This is a genomic window from Streptomyces sp. NPDC007971 (genome assembly GCF_042958635.1).
Lineage (GTDB): Bacteria > Actinomycetota > Actinomycetes > Streptomycetales > Streptomycetaceae > Streptomyces.
On record NZ_JBIBJK010000002.1, the window covers coordinates 49,934 to 66,543 of the forward strand.

22 protein-coding genes are annotated in these 16,610 nt (G+C 71.2%); 18 read left to right on the forward strand and 4 right to left on the reverse strand.

Annotated features, from left to right (window positions below):
* Window positions 1-41: 41 nt before the first annotated feature.
* From ACFZCP_RS03925 to ACFZCP_RS03945, 5 genes are all read left to right on the forward strand, one after another.
* Window positions 42-779 carry an LmeA family phospholipid-binding protein gene (locus ACFZCP_RS03925; RefSeq protein WP_391423808.1) on the forward strand — a complete coding sequence of 246 codons (738 nt, stop codon included), beginning with the start codon at window positions 42-44 and terminating at the stop codon, window positions 777-779.
* Window positions 780-988: 209 nt separating this feature from the next.
* The gene (locus ACFZCP_RS03930; protein ID WP_348273507.1) at window positions 989-1,096 is read left to right on the forward strand and encodes an Ms5788A family Cys-rich leader peptide; all 108 of its coding nucleotides are present in this window, start codon (window positions 989-991) and stop codon (window positions 1,094-1,096) included.
* Between the two features lie 139 nt (window positions 1,097-1,235).
* A complete protein-coding gene (locus ACFZCP_RS03935; RefSeq protein WP_391423810.1) occupies window positions 1,236-2,081 on the forward strand; it encodes a rhodanese-like domain-containing protein in 846 nt (281 codons plus the stop codon).
* A gap of 45 nt (window positions 2,082-2,126) precedes the next feature.
* Window positions 2,127-2,414 (forward strand): DUF1416 domain-containing protein, encoded by a 288-nt coding sequence (locus tag ACFZCP_RS03940; RefSeq protein ID WP_010351646.1) that lies wholly within the window; start codon window positions 2,127-2,129, stop codon window positions 2,412-2,414.
* Window positions 2,415-2,504: 90 nt separating this feature from the next.
* Window positions 2,505-2,768 (forward strand): DUF3099 domain-containing protein, encoded by a 264-nt coding sequence (locus ACFZCP_RS03945; protein WP_362681814.1) that lies wholly within the window; start codon window positions 2,505-2,507, stop codon window positions 2,766-2,768.
* On the opposite strand, the gene ACFZCP_RS03950 is transcribed toward ACFZCP_RS03945, so the two are convergent.
* Complete coding sequence (locus ACFZCP_RS03950; protein WP_391423812.1) at window positions 2,765-3,385, reverse strand: TetR family transcriptional regulator; 621 nt, start codon at window positions 3,383-3,385, stop codon at window positions 2,765-2,767. The two genes, ACFZCP_RS03945 and ACFZCP_RS03950, sit on opposite strands and share 4 nt — an antisense overlap.
* 162 nt (window positions 3,386-3,547) lie before the next feature.
* On the opposite strand from ACFZCP_RS03950, the gene ACFZCP_RS03955 reads away from it, so the two are divergent.
* A complete protein-coding gene (locus tag ACFZCP_RS03955) occupies window positions 3,548-4,333 on the forward strand; it encodes an SDR family NAD(P)-dependent oxidoreductase (RefSeq protein ID WP_391423814.1) in 786 nt (261 codons plus the stop codon).
* Between the two features lie 17 nt (window positions 4,334-4,350).
* Here ACFZCP_RS03955 and ACFZCP_RS03960 read toward each other — a convergent pair whose 3' ends face one another.
* Window positions 4,351-4,713, reverse strand: a complete 363-nt coding sequence (locus ACFZCP_RS03960; RefSeq protein WP_391423816.1) for a DsrE family protein — start codon at window positions 4,711-4,713, stop codon at window positions 4,351-4,353.
* Window positions 4,714-4,821: 108 nt separating this feature from the next.
* Between ACFZCP_RS03960 and ACFZCP_RS03965 the strand changes: the two genes are divergently transcribed.
* From ACFZCP_RS03965 to ACFZCP_RS03990, 6 genes are all read left to right on the forward strand, one after another.
* On the forward strand, window positions 4,822-5,544 hold the full coding sequence (locus ACFZCP_RS03965) for a hypothetical protein (RefSeq protein ID WP_391423817.1): 723 nt from the start codon (window positions 4,822-4,824) through the stop codon (window positions 5,542-5,544).
* Entirely contained in the window at window positions 5,541-6,461 is a 921-nt protein-coding gene (locus ACFZCP_RS03970) for a hypothetical protein (protein WP_391423818.1), read from the forward strand. Before ACFZCP_RS03965 ends, ACFZCP_RS03970 begins: the two co-directional genes overlap by 4 nt.
* Window positions 6,458-7,471: a hypothetical protein gene (locus ACFZCP_RS03975; RefSeq protein ID WP_391423819.1), complete on the forward strand. Its 1,014-nt coding sequence runs from the start codon at window positions 6,458-6,460 to the stop codon at window positions 7,469-7,471. Before ACFZCP_RS03970 ends, ACFZCP_RS03975 begins: the two co-directional genes overlap by 4 nt.
* 209 nt (window positions 7,472-7,680) lie before the next feature.
* Entirely contained in the window at window positions 7,681-8,256 is a 576-nt protein-coding gene (locus tag ACFZCP_RS03980; protein WP_362681792.1) for an FABP family protein, read from the forward strand.
* Window positions 8,257-8,272: 16 nt separating this feature from the next.
* Window positions 8,273-8,710, forward strand: a complete 438-nt coding sequence (locus tag ACFZCP_RS03985; RefSeq protein ID WP_362681789.1) for a transcriptional repressor — start codon at window positions 8,273-8,275, stop codon at window positions 8,708-8,710.
* A gap of 10 nt (window positions 8,711-8,720) precedes the next feature.
* Window positions 8,721-9,686 carry a YgfZ/GcvT domain-containing protein gene (locus ACFZCP_RS03990; RefSeq protein ID WP_391423821.1) on the forward strand — a complete coding sequence of 322 codons (966 nt, stop codon included), beginning with the start codon at window positions 8,721-8,723 and terminating at the stop codon, window positions 9,684-9,686.
* Window positions 9,687-9,747: 61 nt separating this feature from the next.
* Here the strand turns inward: ACFZCP_RS03990 and ACFZCP_RS03995 are convergent, their stop codons facing one another.
* Window positions 9,748-9,951 carry a hypothetical protein gene (locus ACFZCP_RS03995; protein ID WP_362681783.1) on the reverse strand — a complete coding sequence of 68 codons (204 nt, stop codon included), beginning with the start codon at window positions 9,949-9,951 and terminating at the stop codon, window positions 9,748-9,750.
* Between the two features lie 382 nt (window positions 9,952-10,333).
* Window positions 10,334-10,759: a D-aminoacyl-tRNA deacylase gene (gene dtd, locus ACFZCP_RS04000; protein ID WP_391423823.1), complete on the reverse strand. Its 426-nt coding sequence runs from the start codon at window positions 10,757-10,759 to the stop codon at window positions 10,334-10,336.
* Window positions 10,760-10,919: 160 nt separating this feature from the next.
* Between dtd and ACFZCP_RS04005 the strand changes: the two genes are divergently transcribed.
* The 6 genes from ACFZCP_RS04005 to ACFZCP_RS04030 all read left to right on the forward strand — a co-directional run bounded on the left by ACFZCP_RS04005 (window position 10,920) and on the right by ACFZCP_RS04030 (window position 16,605).
* Window positions 10,920-11,513, forward strand: a complete 594-nt coding sequence (locus ACFZCP_RS04005) for an aerial mycelium formation protein (protein ID WP_391423825.1) — start codon at window positions 10,920-10,922, stop codon at window positions 11,511-11,513.
* 195 nt (window positions 11,514-11,708) lie between these two features.
* Complete coding sequence (locus ACFZCP_RS04010; protein ID WP_391423827.1) at window positions 11,709-12,944, forward strand: GNAT family N-acetyltransferase; 1,236 nt, start codon at window positions 11,709-11,711, stop codon at window positions 12,942-12,944.
* A 158-nt stretch (window positions 12,945-13,102) separates the two neighbouring features.
* Window positions 13,103-13,924, forward strand: coding sequence for a GntR family transcriptional regulator (locus ACFZCP_RS04015; protein ID WP_391424684.1), 822 nt, complete (start codon window positions 13,103-13,105; stop codon window positions 13,922-13,924).
* Entirely contained in the window at window positions 13,921-14,628 is a 708-nt protein-coding gene (locus ACFZCP_RS04020) for an HAD family hydrolase (RefSeq protein ID WP_391423829.1), read from the forward strand. The genes ACFZCP_RS04015 and ACFZCP_RS04020 overlap by 4 nt, the downstream gene beginning before the upstream one ends.
* A 187-nt stretch (window positions 14,629-14,815) precedes the next feature.
* A complete protein-coding gene (locus ACFZCP_RS04025) occupies window positions 14,816-15,523 on the forward strand; it encodes an HAD-IA family hydrolase (protein ID WP_391423830.1) in 708 nt (235 codons plus the stop codon).
* Between the two features lie 38 nt (window positions 15,524-15,561).
* A complete protein-coding gene (locus ACFZCP_RS04030; RefSeq protein WP_391423832.1) occupies window positions 15,562-16,605 on the forward strand; it encodes an ATP/GTP-binding protein in 1,044 nt (347 codons plus the stop codon).
* Window positions 16,606-16,610 lie beyond the last annotated feature (5 nt).

Below are 16,610 nucleotides of genomic sequence, written 5' to 3' on the forward strand. Positions count from 1 at the left end.
CGTGGCGTAGCCGTACACCGCCGACCCGGGGGAAACACCACATGCGCGCCCTGCGAATAATCCTGATCCTCGTCGTGATCCTGGGCGGGCTCTTCGTGATCGTGGACCGGGTGGCCGTGTACTTCGCCGAGGGCGAGGCCGCGGACAAGCTGAAGACGACCGAGAACCTGGCGTCGACCCCGGACGTGAGCATCAAGGGCTTCCCGTTCCTGACCCAGGTCGCGGACGGCTCCCTGGACGACGTCGAGGTCGGCATCAAGGACTACGAGGCGGCCACGGGCACCGGCGGCAAGACCATCCGCATCGACGACCTCAAGGCCGACATGAAGGGCGTCGAGTTCTCCGGCGACTACAGCTCGGCCACCGCGGCCACCGCCACCGGCACCGCGACGATCGCGTACGACGAGCTGCTGAAGACCGCCAAGTCCGAGCCGACGCCGGTCGCCCCGGGCGTCACGGCCCGGGTCGTCGGCCTGTCCGACGGCGGAAACGGCAAGATCAAGGTCGCGGTCGACGCCACGGTCCTCGGTACCAAACTGCCCAACCCGGTCTACGTCCTGAGCACGGTCACCGTGGAGAACGACAAGGTCAAGGTGCACGCCGACTCGCTGCCCGCGCTCGGCGGCGGGGCCATCGCCGAGGACCGCGTCCGCCGGATCACCGACTTCCAGCAGGCCGTCGACCAGCTCCCCGGCGGCATCAAGCTGGACAAGGTGGAGGCCGCCGAGAAGGGCGTGGAGATCACGGTGAAGGGTTCGGACGTCAAGCTGGCGGGGTAGTTTCCGACCGCTGGGGAACCGGTGGGACCAGGGGCGTCCGACAGGCGAGACGCCCATGTCCGCACCGCAGATGTCCGGACCGGTACAGGCGCCCGGAGGCCGTCGTGCGACGGCCCGGGCGCCCTTTCCATCCCACAATTCGGACGATCGCGTCTCAGGATGCGACATGCCGGTGACACGCCCGCCCGGACGTCCCTACGATCGTGGCCATGCGGTACTCGACAAGCGTCCTCCAGCCGCGGGGACAGGCGGATCTCACGAAGCGGCGGGCAGTGGACCTGTGCCGCGTTGCCGCCATGCTCTGTCGCCCCTTCTGAGCGAAATTCTGCGGGTGATCCCGCGGATGCCGCATTCTCGGCCGCCCTGTCTGGAAGGGCACCCGTGCGCCGCTCGGGCCCGAGCGCGCACCCTCTGAACTCGCACGCCCCGCCGTAACTGCCCCGGAGGAGAAAGAGCATGAGCCGCAGCGACGTCCTGGTCGACGCCGACTGGTTGCAGGAGCGCCTGGACGACCCGACCATCGCCATCGTCGAGGTGGACGAGGACACGTCCGCCTACGAGAAGAACCACATCAAGAACGCGATCCGCATCGACTGGACCAAGGACCTCCAGGACCCGGTCCGCCGCGACTTCATCGACCAGGAGGGCTTCGAGAAGCTCCTGTCGAAGAAGGGCATCGCCAACGACACGCTGGTGATCCTCTACGGCGGCAACAACAACTGGTTCGCCTCGTACGCCTACTGGTACTTCAAGCTGTACGGCCACGAGAACGTCAAGCTCCTCGACGGCGGCCGCAAGAAGTGGGAGCTGGACGCCCGCGAGCTGGTCGACGGCTCCGAGGTGCCCGAGCGCGCCACCACCGGCTACAAGGCCAAGGCGCAGAACACCGCCATCCGCGCCTTCCGCGACGAGGTGGTCGCCGCGATCGGCTCGAACAACCTGGTCGACGTCCGTTCGCCCGACGAGTTCTCCGGCAAGCTGCTCGCGCCGGCTCACCTCCCGCAGGAGCAGTCGCAGCGTCCCGGCCACGTCCCGACCGCGAAGAACATCCCGTGGTCGAAGAACGCCAACGACGACGGCACCTTCAAGTCGGACGACGACCTCAAGGAGCTGTACGCCCAGGAGGACGTGGACCTCGCCAAGGACACGATCGCCTACTGCCGCATCGGTGAGCGCTCGGCCCTGACCTGGTTCGTGCTGCACGAGCTGCTCGGTCTCCAGAACGTCAAGAACTACGACGGCTCCTGGACCGAGTACGGCTCCCTCGTGGGCGTGCCGATCGAGCTCGGCGCCGGCAAGTAACCCATCCCGACCGACCTTCTGGTCAGACCCCTTACGGAGACAGACATGTGTGGAGCGAAGGCCGGCGGCCCGGACGCCTCGACGATCAAGCCCGGTGAGACCACGATCCAGGGTCAGGTGACCCGCGACGGCGAGCCGGTGACCGGCTACGTCCGGCTGCTGGACTCGACCGGCGAGTTCACCGCGGAGGTTCCCACCTCCGCCACGGGGCAGTTCCGCTTCTATGCGGCGGAGGGCACCTGGACCGTTCGTGCCCTCGTCCCCGGTGCCACCGCCGACCGTACGGTCGTGGCTCAGCAGGGCGGTCTCGCCGAGGTCGCGATCGCGGTCTGAGCAGCCTCAAGAACCGGCCGAAGGGCCGCACCCGCCGGGTTGGACGCCTGGGGTGCGGCCCTTCGGCCCGTCCGGACCTACTCTGGACTCATGTTGGCTCGGCGACGTCATCTGTACTTCGCCATGATGGGGACCTGCATCGGTCTCTTCGTCCTGGCCTGGGCGGTCGTGCGCCTGTGGTCGGTTCCCGCGGCGGTCGGGATGTGCGTGGTGGCCATGGTGATCCCGCCCGTGGCCGCGATGGTGGCCAACCGGCGCGGTCCCGAGGACCGCTGGTGGGACGACCCCTCGGGTGACCCGCAGTCCGACGAGTGGTGGGACGAACTGGACGGCAAGAAACGGCCGCGCCCCTAGGGGGACATCGGAATCAGCCGGCGCAGGCAGTGGACCGCCAGCTCGGCCGGTGACCCCGGCCCCTCGACCCCGGCGTCCGTGCCCGCCCACGTCTCCAGCGCGATCCGGATGGCATCGGTGGCGGCTGCCGCCACGAGCCGTACCTCCAGGGGTCCGCCCCGGCCGTCCGACAGGCGCGCGATCACCGGGACGAGACGCTCCTCGGACTCCTGGTTCACCCGGTACCACACCGCGCGCAGCGCGGGATCGTCGGCGACGGCCCGCAGCAGTCCGCGCGTGCGCAGCAGCGCATCGGCGGCCTCCGCGTCCGGCGCCGCCAGCGCCTGCTCGACCGCGGTCCGCAGTGCAGGGCCCAGGGCCGTGCCCGGTTCCGTGGCCTCCAGCAGCGCCCGCCAGCGGTCGGCCCCCACCGTGAGCAGCGGACTGACGGCGTCCTGCTTGGAGCGGAAGTACCGGTAGAAGGTCCGCAGCGCGACCCCCGCGCGCCGGGCGATCTCCTCGGCCGTCGTGGCGTGCGGGCCCTGGGTGGCGAACAGCTCCGCCGCCGCGTGCGCGATGTCGAGCTGGGTGGCGGCCTTGCGGCGCTCGGTCAGGGACGGGGACGGCTCGGTGCTCACCCCAGCAGAGTACGGCGTGCAACCTCAGTGCGGCATGATGTGACGAGATGGCAAATCGTGCCACTTAGGCGTAACGTGAAGCGGCATCGAGGCGCCCGGCGGAAGAGAGCAGGCGCCATGACGGTCCGCCCGGACAGCGGCGGCGCCGGGTTGGAGAAACACATGAACCGCTACGACGGCCGTCGCGCCTTGGTCACCGGCGGCGGCTCGGGCATAGGCCAGGCCACCGCGCTGCGGCTGCTCGCCGAGGGCGGCACCGTCGTGGCCGCCGACGTCAGCGAGCGCGGCCTGAGGGACACCGCCCAGAAGGCCGCCGCCCACGCGGACCGGCTCACCACGCTCGTCGTCGACATCGCCGACGAAGCCTCCGTGCGGGCCGGGGTGGCCGCCGCGACCAGGGCGCTGGGCGGCCTGGACGTCCTCGTCAACGCGGCCGGCATCCTGCGCTCCTCGCACACCCACGAGACCGGTCTCGACGAGTTCGAGCGCATTCTGCGGGTGAACCTCGTCGGCACGTTCCTGGTCATCCGCGAGTCGATCCCGGCGCTGCTCGACGGCCGGGACGCCGCCGTCGTCAACTTCAGCTCGACCTCGGCGACCTTCGCGCACCCCTATATGGCGGCCTACGCGGCCAGCAAGGGCGGCATCCAGTCCATGACCCACGCCCTGGCCGCCGAGTACGCCGGGCGGGGCATCCGGTTCACCGCCGTACAGCCGGGATCCATCTCCTCCGGCATGACGGACGGCAGCGGAGCCAGCGGACAGAGCGCCGGTCCCGGGCTGCCCGAGGACGCCGACATGCGCCTGTTCGCGAAGCTCTCCCCCGCGCTCGGGCAGGGCTTCGCCGGCCCGGAGACCGTGGCGTCGGTCGTCGCGATGCTGGCCTCGCAGGACGGCAGGTTCATCACGGGCACGGAGGTCCGCATCGACGGCGGCACCCACTTCTGAGGCACGTCCTGGGCCGGTCAGTAGACGAGGGCCTGCGTCTCGTCCCCCAGCGCCTCCTGCACGAAGACCTGTGCACCCGCGATCCGTACGCCCTCGATGACGTCCTTCTCGGTGATCTCCCGCCGGGCGGCGCACTGCGTGCACAGCGTGACGCGGCCGGCCGCGAGGACCGAGTCGATCAGGTCCGGCAGCGGCGCCGCATGCGGCAGCTCGAACTCGGCGGCCCGCCCCGGCAGCGCGAACCAGGACGACTCCCCGGTCAGCCACAGGGAGACGTCGACCCCACTGGCCACGGCCACCGCGGCCACCGTGAACGCCTGCGAGCAGCGCTCGGGGGCGTCCGCCCCGGCCGTCACCTTGATCACAAGCTTCTTCTGCATGACCGAATCGTAATCAACACCTTTACAACTCCCTTCGCGGGCCGCGGGTCTCCTGTGCGCGCGCATAGATCATGTGCGCTACACGTTCTGTGGGGGGACGTCTTGGAAGTGCCAGAAAGACCGGAAGCTCCGGTACACCGGCGTGGCCGCACCGCCGCGCTGATCGCCTCGGCCGCCGCCCTCGGCGTCGTCGCGGGCGTGTGCACCGGCTATCTCGTGCAGGCGGACCGCCCGCCCACGAAGCTGCCGTCCCTCTCCCAGCCCGCCGTCCGGCAGGCCCATGGAGACGTGGCGGTGCTGACCGCCGCGCAGGACCGCCGGGTGAAGACGGACGGCGACCTGCGCAAGCTGCTGCTGCAGCGGCCGCGGGCAGCACGGGCGACGGCCTTCACGGACTCCGACGGCTGGATGGACCTGGCCGACTACGCGGGCGCCTTCGACAACCCCGCCCAGGCCTTCGGCCGTCAGCTCGGAGACGACTTCCGCCGAGCCGCCGTCACCAGCTGGCACATCGGCACGTACTCCGTCGAGATCCGGCTCGTGCAGTACCGCGAGGAGGTCAAGCTGGCCGCCTCGCAGCATGTGGAGGACCAGCAGTACTGGTCCGAGCGCAGGCCCGACACCGACAGCCGGGCCGTGCCCGGCACCGGCGACGGCATGGTGTGGGTGCACCACCGGCCCGACACCGAGCCGGGCTATCTGCCGATGTACCAGGCCGAGGCGCTGGCCTCGCGCGGCGACCTCGTCATGGAGATCTGGGTCACCGACACCAGGCCGGTCCCCGAGAAGAAGATCATGGACCTGGCGAAGCGGCAGGTGTCCCGTCTGTGAGCGAGCTCAACACCGATTCCCCCACCGGGCAGCCTGAGCAGCCTCCGGCCGGGCAGGCCGTGCAGTCCCCGGCCGTGCAGCCGCTCGCCGAGGACCCCGCCGAGCATCCGGCCGAGCGCTCCACCGGGTTTCCTGCCGCGTCCCCCGGTCAACTCCCCCCGAAAGGCACCCTCCGCCGCCGCCGTACCGCCGGCGTGCTCGGGGCCGCCCTGCTCGCCCTCACCGTCGTCGCCGGGGTCGGATTCACCGCCGTGACCGTCTCGGGCGCCGACCGTGATCCCGGCAAGCCGGTCTGGACGTTCCCTGGGGCGCAGGCGAAGAGCAAGGGGAACCAGCAGGCCCCGGGGCTGCGCGGAATGCTGCTGCCGTTCGACCGGAGCGCCACCGGATATACCCGGGGGCCGGACATCGGCGGCTTCGGCTCGGACGCCGAGCTGGACGGGGCCGAGGCCACCGCCCTGCGCAAGCAGTCGATCCGCGGTCTGCCGCCGCAGACCCGGCGGAAGCTGGAGGAGATGATCGACAAGCAGCACATCGTGGGCATGGCGATGCGCAGCTACCAGCGCGCGGACACCTGGTCGGTCTCCCAGAAGCACGCCTTCACCATCAGCTTCCAGCTGCTGCAGATGGAGAACCGCACCTCGGTGCGCGACCTCGCGGCCGGCCAGCGGGAGACGTTCACCGCCCTCCAGGTGTTCCGCAAGGGCCCGGCGATCCCGGGTCACAAGAACGCGGCCTGCTTCCTCACGCCGAAGGGCGACGGTGAGAAGCTCGCGCGCATGTTCTGCTCGGCCTACGCGGGCAACGTGCTGGTCGGCGTCAACGTCTCGGGAAACCGTTCGCTCGACACCAACGCCCTCGCCCTCTTCGTCGCCCGACAGCTCGACCGCATCAAGGACCCCGGGGAGTCCGTATGACCCAGCACCAGCGGACCACACCTGCACCCGGGACACCGGAGCCCCGAGCGACGGAGCCCCGCCCCCTGGAGTCCCAGGCGCCGGAGGCCCGAGCGCCGGAGGCCGGCCCGGCCGTGGTGGAGCCGGAGCAGGACCCGGTCACCGTGGTGCCGGATCCGACCCCGGTCACCGTGGAGCCGGAGCCCGCCCCGATCACCGGTGAGCCGGAGCCCACCCCTTTCCCCCTGGAGTCCGCCGCCGGTCGCAAGGACCGCCGCCGGCTCCGGTCCGTCCTGCGGTGGGCCGCTGCCGTCGTCGTCTTCGCGGTGGCCGGCGGCGCCACGGCGTACGGCGTCACGCAGATGAAGCGGGACGACCTTCCCGGACTGGCCACCCGGTCGGACGGCCGCTGGGACTACCCGCAGATCGTCCACCCGCCGCTGCCCGCCGGCAGCCCGGCTCCCTTCGCCGACACCAACAGGGCCACCGCCCACTACGCCGACCTGCGACGACTGGTCCTGCCGGCGCCCCGGGGCGGCACGGCGGACAAGGCGCTCGCCGGCGACCACGGGTGGGTCGAGCCGAAGGTCTTCCTCGCCGAGTACGCCTCCAAGGAGGACCGGGACACCCTGGCCGGCGAGTTCACCGACCGCGGCCTCAGGCACATCGCCGCCCGCGGCTGGACCATGCCGGACGGCACCCGCACCCGTATCTACCTGCTCCAGTTCGACACGGGTCTGGTCGCCGGAACGGTTCAGCAGGACCACTTCTCCGGCTACGACCAGCCCGCCCACGCCCTGCGCGGGGCACCCCGCTCGACGATGGACGAGCAGTTCCCGGAGCGCGCCCAGGTCCCCAACGTGCTGCACTACGCGTACGACGAGTCCCGGCCGTACGGCGCCGAACAGGTCCGGCAGGCCTACGTCCTCTCGGGCGACGTCCTCGGACTCGTCGTGCAGTCCCGCAAGGGCGGCGCGAAGGCGGTGCCCTTCCAGCAGACGGTCGTGCTGCAGGAGCAGCTGCTCGGCTGAGGCCCACCTCGGAAGGAGCGCGGTGCCCCGGCCGCGTAAGCTGGGGCCCGGCTCTGTCGTACGCCCACCCTCGCTCAAGGAGCATCCGTGGAGATCTTCTTCGAAACCCTGCTGGTCCTGGTCTGCGTCGGCGTTCTCGCGTTCGCCGGACTGACCGTGAAGAAGCTGTACCAGGGCCAGCGCTGACCCCCACCTAGGAACTGCCGCTCATGATCGAGATTCCGTCCGACCTGCACAAGGACCTCGTCCCGCTCGCCTTCCTGCTCGGCACCTGGGCCGGCGCGGGCGTGCACGACTTCCCGGGCTCCGAGAAGTGCAACTTCGGTCAGGAAGTCACCTTCAGCCACGACGGCCGGGACTTCCTGGAGTACCACTCGCACACCTGGGTGCTGGACAACGACGGCAACAAGGTCCGCCCGCTGGAGTCGGAGTCCGGCTTCTGGCGCATCGACGCCGACCGCAAGGTCGAGGTCACCACGACCCGCGACGACGGTGTCGTCGAGATCTGGTACGGCGAGCTGGCCCATCAGAAGCCGCAGATCGACCTGGCCACGGACACCATGGCGCGCACGGCCGCATCCGCCCCCTACTCCGGCGGCAAGCGGCTGTACGGCTACGTCAAGAGCGACCTGATGTGGGTCGGCGAGAAGCAGACCCCCGAGGTCGAGCTGCGCCCCTACATGTCGGCGCACCTGAAGAAGGTCGTCACCCCGGAGGAGGTCGAGCGCTGGGCCAAGGCCCTTCCGGACGACCTTCCGGACGACGGCATCGCTTTCTTCAAGTAGTCCTAGACTCTGTGGTGTGGTGAGCACCGACTGGAAGAGCGACCTCAGGCAGCGCGGCTACCGGCTGACGCCGCAGCGGCAACTCGTGCTCGAAGCCGTGGACACCCTGGAGCATGCGACCCCTGACGACATCCTCGGCGAAGTGAGGAAGACGGCGTCGGGGGTCAACATTTCCACCGTCTACCGCACGCTGGAGCTGCTGGAGGAACTGGGCCTGGTCAGCCACGCCCACCTCGGCCACGGAGCACCCACCTACCACCTCGCCGACCGCCATCACCATCTGCACCTGGTGTGCCGCGACTGCGAGAACGTCATCGAGGCGGACGTCGAGGTGGCCGCGGACTTCACGGCCAAGCTGCGCGAGCAGTTCGGCTTCGACACCGACATGAAGCACTTCGCGATCTTCGGCCGCTGTCAGGCCTGTTCGCTCAAGGGGTCAAGTACCAGGTCGTAGGCTTACCCATATGAAGAGCCCCCTGCTGTCCCTGCCCGGCGCCGTCCCCGCCGAGGGAGTGGACGAAGGCGTCGCCGCCCACTACGGCGACCTGTTCCGCGAACAGCGAGCCCTTGCCGACGGCACCGGTTTCGTCGACCTCTCCCACCGCGGGGTGGTGACCGTCACCGGTGAGGACCGCCTGAGCTGGCTGCATCTGCTGCTCACCCAGCACGTCAGCGACCTGCCCGTGGGCGAGGCCACCGAGGCGCTGATCCTGTCCGCGCACGGGCACATCGAACACGCCCTGTACCTCGTGGACGACGGTGCGACGGTCTGGGCCCATGTCGAGCCGGGCACCCAGGAGGCGCTGATCGCGTACCTGGATTCGATGAAGTTCTTCTACCGGGTGGAGGTCGCCGACCGCACGGCCGACATCGCCGTGGTGCACCTGCCGGCCGGCTCGATCGCCGAGGTGCCCGAGGGTGTCGTCGTACGCGAGACGGCGCACGGCCGTGATCTCTTCCTGCCGCGGGCCGGTCTGGAGGACTTCGCGGCGAAGGCGGGTCCCGCCGCCGGTCTGCTCGCCTACGAGGCGCTGCGCGTCGAGCACCATCGCCCCCGCCTCGGCTTCGAGACCGACCACCGCACCATCCCGCACGAGCTGGGCTGGATCGGCACCGCGGTCCACCTCCAGAAGGGCTGCTACCGGGGCCAGGAGACGGTGGCCCGGGTGCAGAACCTGGGGAAGCCGCCCCGCCGGCTGGTCTTCCTGCACCTGGACGGCAGCGAGGTCCATCTGCCCGCGCCGGGCACGGAGATCCGGGTCGCCGGCGAGGGCCCGGACGGACGCAAGATCGGTTTCGTGACGACCTCCGTGCGCCACTACGAGCTGGGACCGGTGGCCTTGGCGCTGGTCAAGCGCAACATCCCGGTGAACGAGCCCCTGGTGGCCGGGAACACGGCTGCCGCCCAGGAAGTCGTCGTGGAGCCCTGAGGGGCAGGGCGGGCGGGAGTACTGCCGGGACCCGTGTGAGAGGGGCCCGGCAGTTCTCGGCTCAGCGCGGCACGGCGATCCGCGCCGCCAGCGTGAAACCGGAGCCGCTGATCGTCGCCGACGTGCCCAGCGCTTCGAACGTCCCCGGCATCAGGACCAGCACCACGATGCCGGCCGTCAGGGCCGCGACGGCGATGATCACCGCCGCTATGGCGTTCGACATGGGTAACCGCGCGACCGCCCTGCGGCCGTCCTGCTCGTCCATCCTCCGCTCCCTTCCTTCGTCAGCCCAGGTGAGGGGTTGAGCACGGGACAAGCGGTAGCAGCCGCGTGTTCCGTGTCCGGAGAGATGCCCGCGGAAAACCGGAGCCAGGCATTCCAAATTGGCGGATAATCAAAATCGCACGGCTGCGGGAGGGGTGCTGCGCCGTTGGGCGTAGCAAAGGCGGGGCCCGCTGCTACAGGCCCCGTCCGTCATCCGACTCACCTGGGCTGACAGGGGGTCGAAGTGAGGGTCCGCCATCTCGTAGGAGTTGGCAACCAGCTCAGTTCCAGTTGTCCCCACTTGGTCGGCCCATAAAACAACTCTCGAACAACTCGCCCGGGTGCGGAGGAAGTTGTAGCGTTTGGCCGTGCCCCGGAGCTCGTCAGATCTCCAGGAGTACGGTGAACGGGCCGTCGTTCGTCAGGGACACCCGCATCTGTGCCCCGAACCGGCCGGTCGCCACCGTCGCGCCCAGCGCGCGCAGCCGGGCGACCACCTCTTCCACCAGCGGCTCGGCCACATCGCCGGGGGCGGCCGCGTTCCAGGTGGGGCGCCGGCCCTTGCGGGCGTCGCCGTAGAGGGTGAACTGGCTGATGACGAGCAACGGGGCATCGATGTCGCTGCACGACTTCTCGTCCTGGAGCATCCGGAGGGACCAGAGCTTGCGCGCCAGTTGGGCCGCCTTCTCCTTGGTGTCCTCGTGGGTGACCCCGACGAGGACGCACAGCCCCTCGCCCTCGATCGCGCCCACCGTCTCGCCGTCCACGACGACGCTCGCGCCGTCCACCCTCTGCACCACCGCTCGCATGCGGACCATCATGCCGGGTGCCCCGCGCACCGTCACCGGGGGCCCATTATTGATCCTTACCCCCCCATCTGGGGCCGTTCGGGGGCACTCGGTCACATAGCGGCCACTTGGGGTGGCACGATGCTTCCACACGCCGGTCGAGGGGACGGTCATACGCACCATGAGCACACCGAGCACCAGCGGGCGGCTGGAGACACACAGGCCGCCCGCACAGCGCGGCGACAGCCCGGCCGGGCCGTCGCTGCCTGCGGAGCCGCCCGAGCACGACCTCGCCCGGCTGAGCCTGCCCGAGCTGCGGGCGCTGCGCCGTGACGCCCAGCGTGACGAGGCGGACCTCAGTTATGTGCGGCGGCTGCTGCAGGGCCGGATCGACATCTCGCGCGCGGAGCTGGCCCGGCGCGGCCGGGCCGCCGTGCCGGCGCCCGCGGACGCCTCCGTGGTGGAGCGGCTCCCGGAGATCCTCACCGACGCGCCGGCCCGCCAGCGCTCCTCGGCCCGCCATGTCACGCTCGGTACTCCGCACAACGAGGAGTACCGGCGGCTGGCGGCGGAGATGCTCGCCGAGGTCGAGCTGTCGGACCTGCAGGCCCGGACCGATCTCGAACTGACCACGGCGATGGGCCGCCTGATCCGCTACGAGCAGGAGGTCTCCGGGCGCCGCCAGCGGCTGCAGAGCACTGCCGACGAGTGCAGCGGGGAGATCGCACGCCGCTACCGGGTGGGCGAGGCCCAGGTGGACGACCTGCTGACCTGACGGGTGAAGCCGACCCGGTGGACGAGGGCCCTGCCGACCGGGCGGGCCATCTCCCGCCGACCGGGCGGGTGACCACGAAGACCGGGCGGGTGACCTCCCGCCGACCGGGCGGTGACGACCTGCCGATCCGGCGGGGAGCGGCGGGCCGGCGAAATCCGCGCGACACCCCCCGGGCCGGATGCCTACGGTGGCCTCATGACCAACGACGTGCGTGCCGTCACCGAGGCCGAGTTCGAGGACTGGCAGCGTGCCCTGAGCACCGGATTCCTGCGGAAGCCGGTGAGGGAGCCCGAGCATCTGGAAGCGCGCCGCCGCCACGTCGAGGGCCGTCTGCTCGGCGCCTTCGACGGGAGCCGGTGCGTGGCGACCTACCGCTCCTTCGCCCAGGAACTGACCGCGGTGGGCGGCACGCCCGTCCCCGCGAACGCCGTCTCCAACGTCACGGTCACCCCCACCCACCGCCGCCGCGGCCTGCTGACCCGCATGATGGACCGGGACCTGGCTCAGGCGAAGGAGCGCGGTGACGTCGTCGCCACCCTGATCGCCGCCGAGTACCCGATCTACGGCCGGTACGGCTTCGGTCCGGCGACCTGGACGACCCAGTGGACCGTCGAGGTCCCCCGCGCGGGCCTTGACCCGCGCTGGTCCGGCCCCCGGGACGGCGGCCGGATCGACCTCGTGGACGGCGAGGACGTGCGCAAGCTCGGCCCCGAGCTGCACGAGCGGGTGCGGCGCGCGCAGCCGGGCGCGGTCAGCCGGAGCGAGCTGTGGTGGCAACTGAGCACCGGGGCCGTCCGCTTCGGCCCCAACTGGACCGAGCCGTTCTACGCCGTCCACCGCTCGGCCTCCGGCGAGGTCGAGGGCCTGGTGGCGTACAAGGCCGACGACAACTGGCGCCACAAGCAGCCGCACAACACCGCCGACGTCGACTGGCTGATCGCCGCGACCCCGGCGGCCGAGCGCGCCCTGTGGCACTACCTGTGCTCGATCGACTGGATCACCCAGGTCAAGAGCGGCTGGCGCGGCCCGGACGACCTGCTGCCCCTCCTGCTGCCCGACCCGCGCGCGGCCCGCGTCACCGACCAGGCGGACTGGCTGTGGGTGCGGATCCTGGACGTCGTACGGGCCCTGGAGGCGCGCACGTACGCGACGACGGGCTCGCTGGTGCTGGAGGTCGTGGACGGCGCCGGACTCGCCCAGGGCCGGTATCTGCTGGACGCGTCCCCCGACGGTGCGTCCTGCACCGTGACCGGCCGCAGCCCCGACCTCGTCCTCGACGCGGCCGAGCTGGCGACGCTGTGGCTGGGCGACGAGTCCGCCTCGCGGCTGGCCGCGCTCGGCCGGGTGCACCAGGAGCGGGAGGGTGCGCTGCGCACGGCCGACGCGCTGCTGCGCGGGTCGAAGCGCCCCTGGTGCCCGGACATCTTCTGACCTCCGCCAACTTTCTCCGCTCCGAGCCAAGTTGTTCGAGTTGGTCACCATCTGCCGAACAACTCCCCTGAGTTGGCGCGAAGTTGTACCGTTCCCGTGTGGAGCCGGAAGGTGTCGCCCGCAACGGGTGGCAGAGTCTGCGTCCGTCGTACAGGGAGATGGCGGACGAGCTGCGCGCCCGGATCAGGTCCGGCGTGCTCAGGCCGGGACAGCGCATGCCGACCCAGGCGGAGCTGGCCGAGGAGTTCGGTGTGGAGCGCGGTACCGTGCGCCAGGCCCTCAGGGTGCTGGCGGGCGACGGTCTGCTCAGCAACATCACCAAGGGCAGTCCGCCGCGCATCGCCGAGCCGGCCCCCGTCCACGCCGGACCCCGGCCGACGAGCGAGGGCCTGCCCTCCCGGCTGACCGAGGCGTTCTCGGCCCCCGCGGTCCGTGTCGACGCGGTCTGCCTGACCGCCGAGTCCCTGATGCTGGCGCTGAGCGAGCCGATCCGTCTCGTCCACGAGGGTCGCGTGCGTCCGGAGTCGGTGGACGTCCGCATCCTGCTGCCGTCCAGGGACATCTACCTCGCCTTCCCGGTCGCGGTGGACGGCGAGGACGAGGACGGTGCGGTCCACGGGCGCTGGCTGGCCCAGCGCAACGCCCAGGGGCTGGTCCTGCGGCACAACCTCCTGGCCCTGCGCTCCACCCACGGGATCGACGTGCGCGTCACCTTCCGGGCCCTGCCGTTCACCCCGCCGGTGAAGGTGTACCTGCTCAACGGCGAGGAGGCGCTGCTGGCCTACTACATGGTCACGCGCCGCGCGGAGGCGGGGGACGGCGGACCGCTGGACATGTACGACGTGCTGGGCGCGCAGTCCCTCCTGTTCTCCTTCGACCGGCGGACAGGGCACCGGGACGCCGCGTTCGTGGACCAGTCGCAGATGTGGTTCGACGCCCTCTGGGAAACCATCACCACGGACCTGACACTCTCCTGGTGACCCCTGAGCTGACCGAACTGATCGCACGGGCCCGTGTCGTCGTATGGGACTTCGACGGGCCCATCTGCCGCCTGTTCGCCGGGCGCACCGCGCGACGGGTGGCCGCCGAGCTGACGGCAGTGCTGGAGCGAGCGGGCCTGTCCGGCCTGCCGGCCGACGCCGGAGCGGAGACGGACGGCCCCCTGGCGGTGCTGCGTGCCGCGCACCGCCGGAACCCGGACGCCGAGCTGCTCGCCGAGCTGGAGGAGCTGCTGGCCCAGGAGGAGCTGCGGGCCGTGTCCAAGGCGCTGCCGACCGCCTACGCCGATCCGCTGATCCGCACCTGGACGGCCGTCGGCGCCCGGATGGCCGTCGCCACCGACCACTCGCCACGAGCGGCCGGCGCCTATCTGGCCGGCCGGGGCCTCGCGGAGTGCTTCGCCCGGCGGGTGTACGGCCGTGACCGGCTCCCGCACGGCCTCAAGCCGGACCCGTACAACCTGAACCGCGTCCTCGACGGCACGGGAGCCGCACCGGACGCCGCCCTGGTCCTCGGCGACTCCCCCCTCGGCCTCGCCGCGGCGCGGGCGGCCGGTGTGCCGTTCCTGGGCTGTGCGCGGGGCGAGGACGAGGAGCGGCGGCTGCGGGCGGCGGGCGCCCCCGTGGTCGTGGGGTCGCTGGAATCCGTCCTTGCGGCGCTCAGAGCGCCGGCCAGTCCCAACTAGGCTGTCCGGCAAGGCGGTTGGTACGACCGCACGGGCGGATCGCGCTCACCCGTACGTCTGGACGGGCGTGTCGGGCCTTGCCCGCGGCCCGGCGGCCGCCCAGGCTGGGCGGGGTACCCGCGGCCGGGCCCCTTCGGTGGCCGGGGCGTACGGAGTGCGGGGCGAGCTGAGGAGTGGACAAAACGGCATGGGCGGTGAGCACCAAGATGTAGAGGACGCCTGGGAGCGGCTGACGGACGCGGGCTGCGTCCTGTTCGACTTCGACGGCCCCATCTGCCGGCTCTACCCGCGCGGCGCGTCCGTGGAGTGGACCGACAAGGATCCCTACCTGGTGCTGCGGGAGGTCCGCCGTGCCCGCGCGGAGAGGGACCTCGGCGATCTCGTCGAGGACATGGACGCGAAGCTGACCGGGTTCGAGCTGGCCGCCGTACCGTCCGCGCTGCCCACCCCCGGCGCGGGCCAGCTGATCACGTGGCTGCACGGGCGTGGGTCCCGGCTGGCCGTCGTCACCAACAACGCCGCCCGTGCGGCGGACCGGTACCTCCGGGACCACGGGCTGCGGCCCTGCTTCGAGGCCGTCCACGGGCGCAGTGCCGATCCCGGCCTGATGAAGCCGCATCCCGATGTCCTCCACCGTGCGCTGCGGGGCCTCGGGCTCCCGCCGGAGGAGGCGGTCATGATCGGGGACACGCCCGCGGACTTCGACGCTGCCGAGCAGGCCGGGGTCCGCTTCATCGGGTACGGCCGCAACACCGAGAAGCGGGGGCGGCTGCGCGACGCCGGGGTGAAGGTCGTCCTGGGCTCCTACGGCCCCCTGCTGGAGCTGGCGCTGCACGGGGGACCACGCGGGGGCAGCACATCCCCTTCCTGGCCGGACCCGCGCCGGGCACCATGAGGTGACCGCGCCAAGGCGCTTGCCAAAAGGGGGATTTGGTGGCGGAAAGCACGCTGAGAAGCAGGTGGTCGGCCCGCTGGGAGCGGGCCGAGGGCGCACTGACGAGGATCGTGCTGCTGGCCGTCTTCGTCGTCGGCCTGATCGCGCAGTTCGTCAAACCGGTGGGCGATGCCCTGCAGGGCAAGGTGTACATCAGCGCGGCCCTGCTGAGCCTGGTGGGATTCGCGCTGTACAGCGAGGTGCGGCGGCTGAACTCGGGCAATGAGGGCCTGGAGGAGAGGCTGGAGGGGCTGGAGCGTTCCCTGGCCGCTCAGGAGGACCAGCAGTCGGCGGCCCGTATCCGGTTCGATCCGAAGGACGTCAAGGAGGAGCTGCGCCGCGCGCTGTGGAGCGGGGAGGACGTCACGCTGTCCACCCTGTCCTTCACGGGGGAGAACTTCGCCGGTCTCAAGCAGTTCCTGGGAGAGCTGCCCCCCAACACGGAGCGCAGGGTTCACCTCCGGATCCTCGTACCCGACTTCGAGCATCCGATCGCGCTGCCCGGACTGATACGGGCGGACGGCACCCTGTACGACGCGGCCGGGTTCCGTGCCCACCTCAGGCGCAAGATCTCCGAGTACCAGGAGGACCTGAAGGTGATGGAGGGCCGGATGGGGTATCGCCGGCAGGGGAGGCTGAAGGTCGAATTCGCGGTGCTGCACGTGGCGCCGATGCTGAAGCTGTACGTCCTCAACGAGGATCAGGTGATCGAGGGGCAGTACGACAAGTTCGAGCGGCGCCCCGACGTCTACAGCCCGGGCGGGGGCTCGGACGAGCTGCTGGACATCACCGGGCACGTGGCGCCCCTCCTGCGCTGGCACCGGGACGGCGGGCCGCTGGCCCGGGAGATGCAGCGCTGCCGCCGGGCCCAGTTCGAGGAGTACTGGAAGAGCGCCCGCATCCTGGCACGGACCGTTCCCCACAGCCCCGGGCCCGCACCCGCACCCGGGCCCGCACCTGACCCCGCACGCGCACCCGCACCCGGCACCGCTCCCGGCCCCGCCCCCAGCGGCAGTCAGGGCCCGCAGCCCCCTACTGCGTAGGCTCG

Coding starts and splice junctions, on each gene's coding strand:
- ACFZCP_RS03925 (WP_391423808.1), top strand. CDS start 42: ATGCGCGCCCTGCGAATAATCCTGATCCTCGTCGTGATCCTGGGCGGG.
- ACFZCP_RS03930 (WP_348273507.1), top strand. CDS start 989: ATGCGGTACTCGACAAGCGTCCTCCAGCCGCGGGGACAGGCGGATCTC.
- ACFZCP_RS03935 (WP_391423810.1), top strand. CDS start 1,236: ATGAGCCGCAGCGACGTCCTGGTCGACGCCGACTGGTTGCAGGAGCGC.
- ACFZCP_RS03940 (WP_010351646.1), top strand. CDS start 2,127: ATGTGTGGAGCGAAGGCCGGCGGCCCGGACGCCTCGACGATCAAGCCC.
- ACFZCP_RS03945 (WP_362681814.1), top strand. CDS start 2,505: ATGTTGGCTCGGCGACGTCATCTGTACTTCGCCATGATGGGGACCTGC.
- ACFZCP_RS03955 (WP_391423814.1), top strand. CDS start 3,548: ATGAACCGCTACGACGGCCGTCGCGCCTTGGTCACCGGCGGCGGCTCG.
- ACFZCP_RS03960 (WP_391423816.1), bottom strand. CDS start 4,713: ATGCAGAAGAAGCTTGTGATCAAGGTGACGGCCGGGGCGGACGCCCCC.
- ACFZCP_RS03975 (WP_391423819.1), top strand. CDS start 6,458: ATGACCCAGCACCAGCGGACCACACCTGCACCCGGGACACCGGAGCCC.
- ACFZCP_RS03980 (WP_362681792.1), top strand. CDS start 7,681: ATGATCGAGATTCCGTCCGACCTGCACAAGGACCTCGTCCCGCTCGCC.
- ACFZCP_RS03990 (WP_391423821.1), top strand. CDS start 8,721: ATGAAGAGCCCCCTGCTGTCCCTGCCCGGCGCCGTCCCCGCCGAGGGA.
- ACFZCP_RS03995 (WP_362681783.1), bottom strand. CDS start 9,951: ATGGACGAGCAGGACGGCCGCAGGGCGGTCGCGCGGTTACCCATGTCG.
- dtd (WP_391423823.1), bottom strand. CDS start 10,759: ATGCGAGCGGTGGTGCAGAGGGTGGACGGCGCGAGCGTCGTCGTGGAC.
- ACFZCP_RS04005 (WP_391423825.1), top strand. CDS start 10,920: ATGAGCACACCGAGCACCAGCGGGCGGCTGGAGACACACAGGCCGCCC.
- ACFZCP_RS04010 (WP_391423827.1), top strand. CDS start 11,709: ATGACCAACGACGTGCGTGCCGTCACCGAGGCCGAGTTCGAGGACTGG.
- ACFZCP_RS04015 (WP_391424684.1), top strand. CDS start 13,103: ATGGCGGACGAGCTGCGCGCCCGGATCAGGTCCGGCGTGCTCAGGCCG.
- ACFZCP_RS04025 (WP_391423830.1), top strand. CDS start 14,816: ATGGGCGGTGAGCACCAAGATGTAGAGGACGCCTGGGAGCGGCTGACG.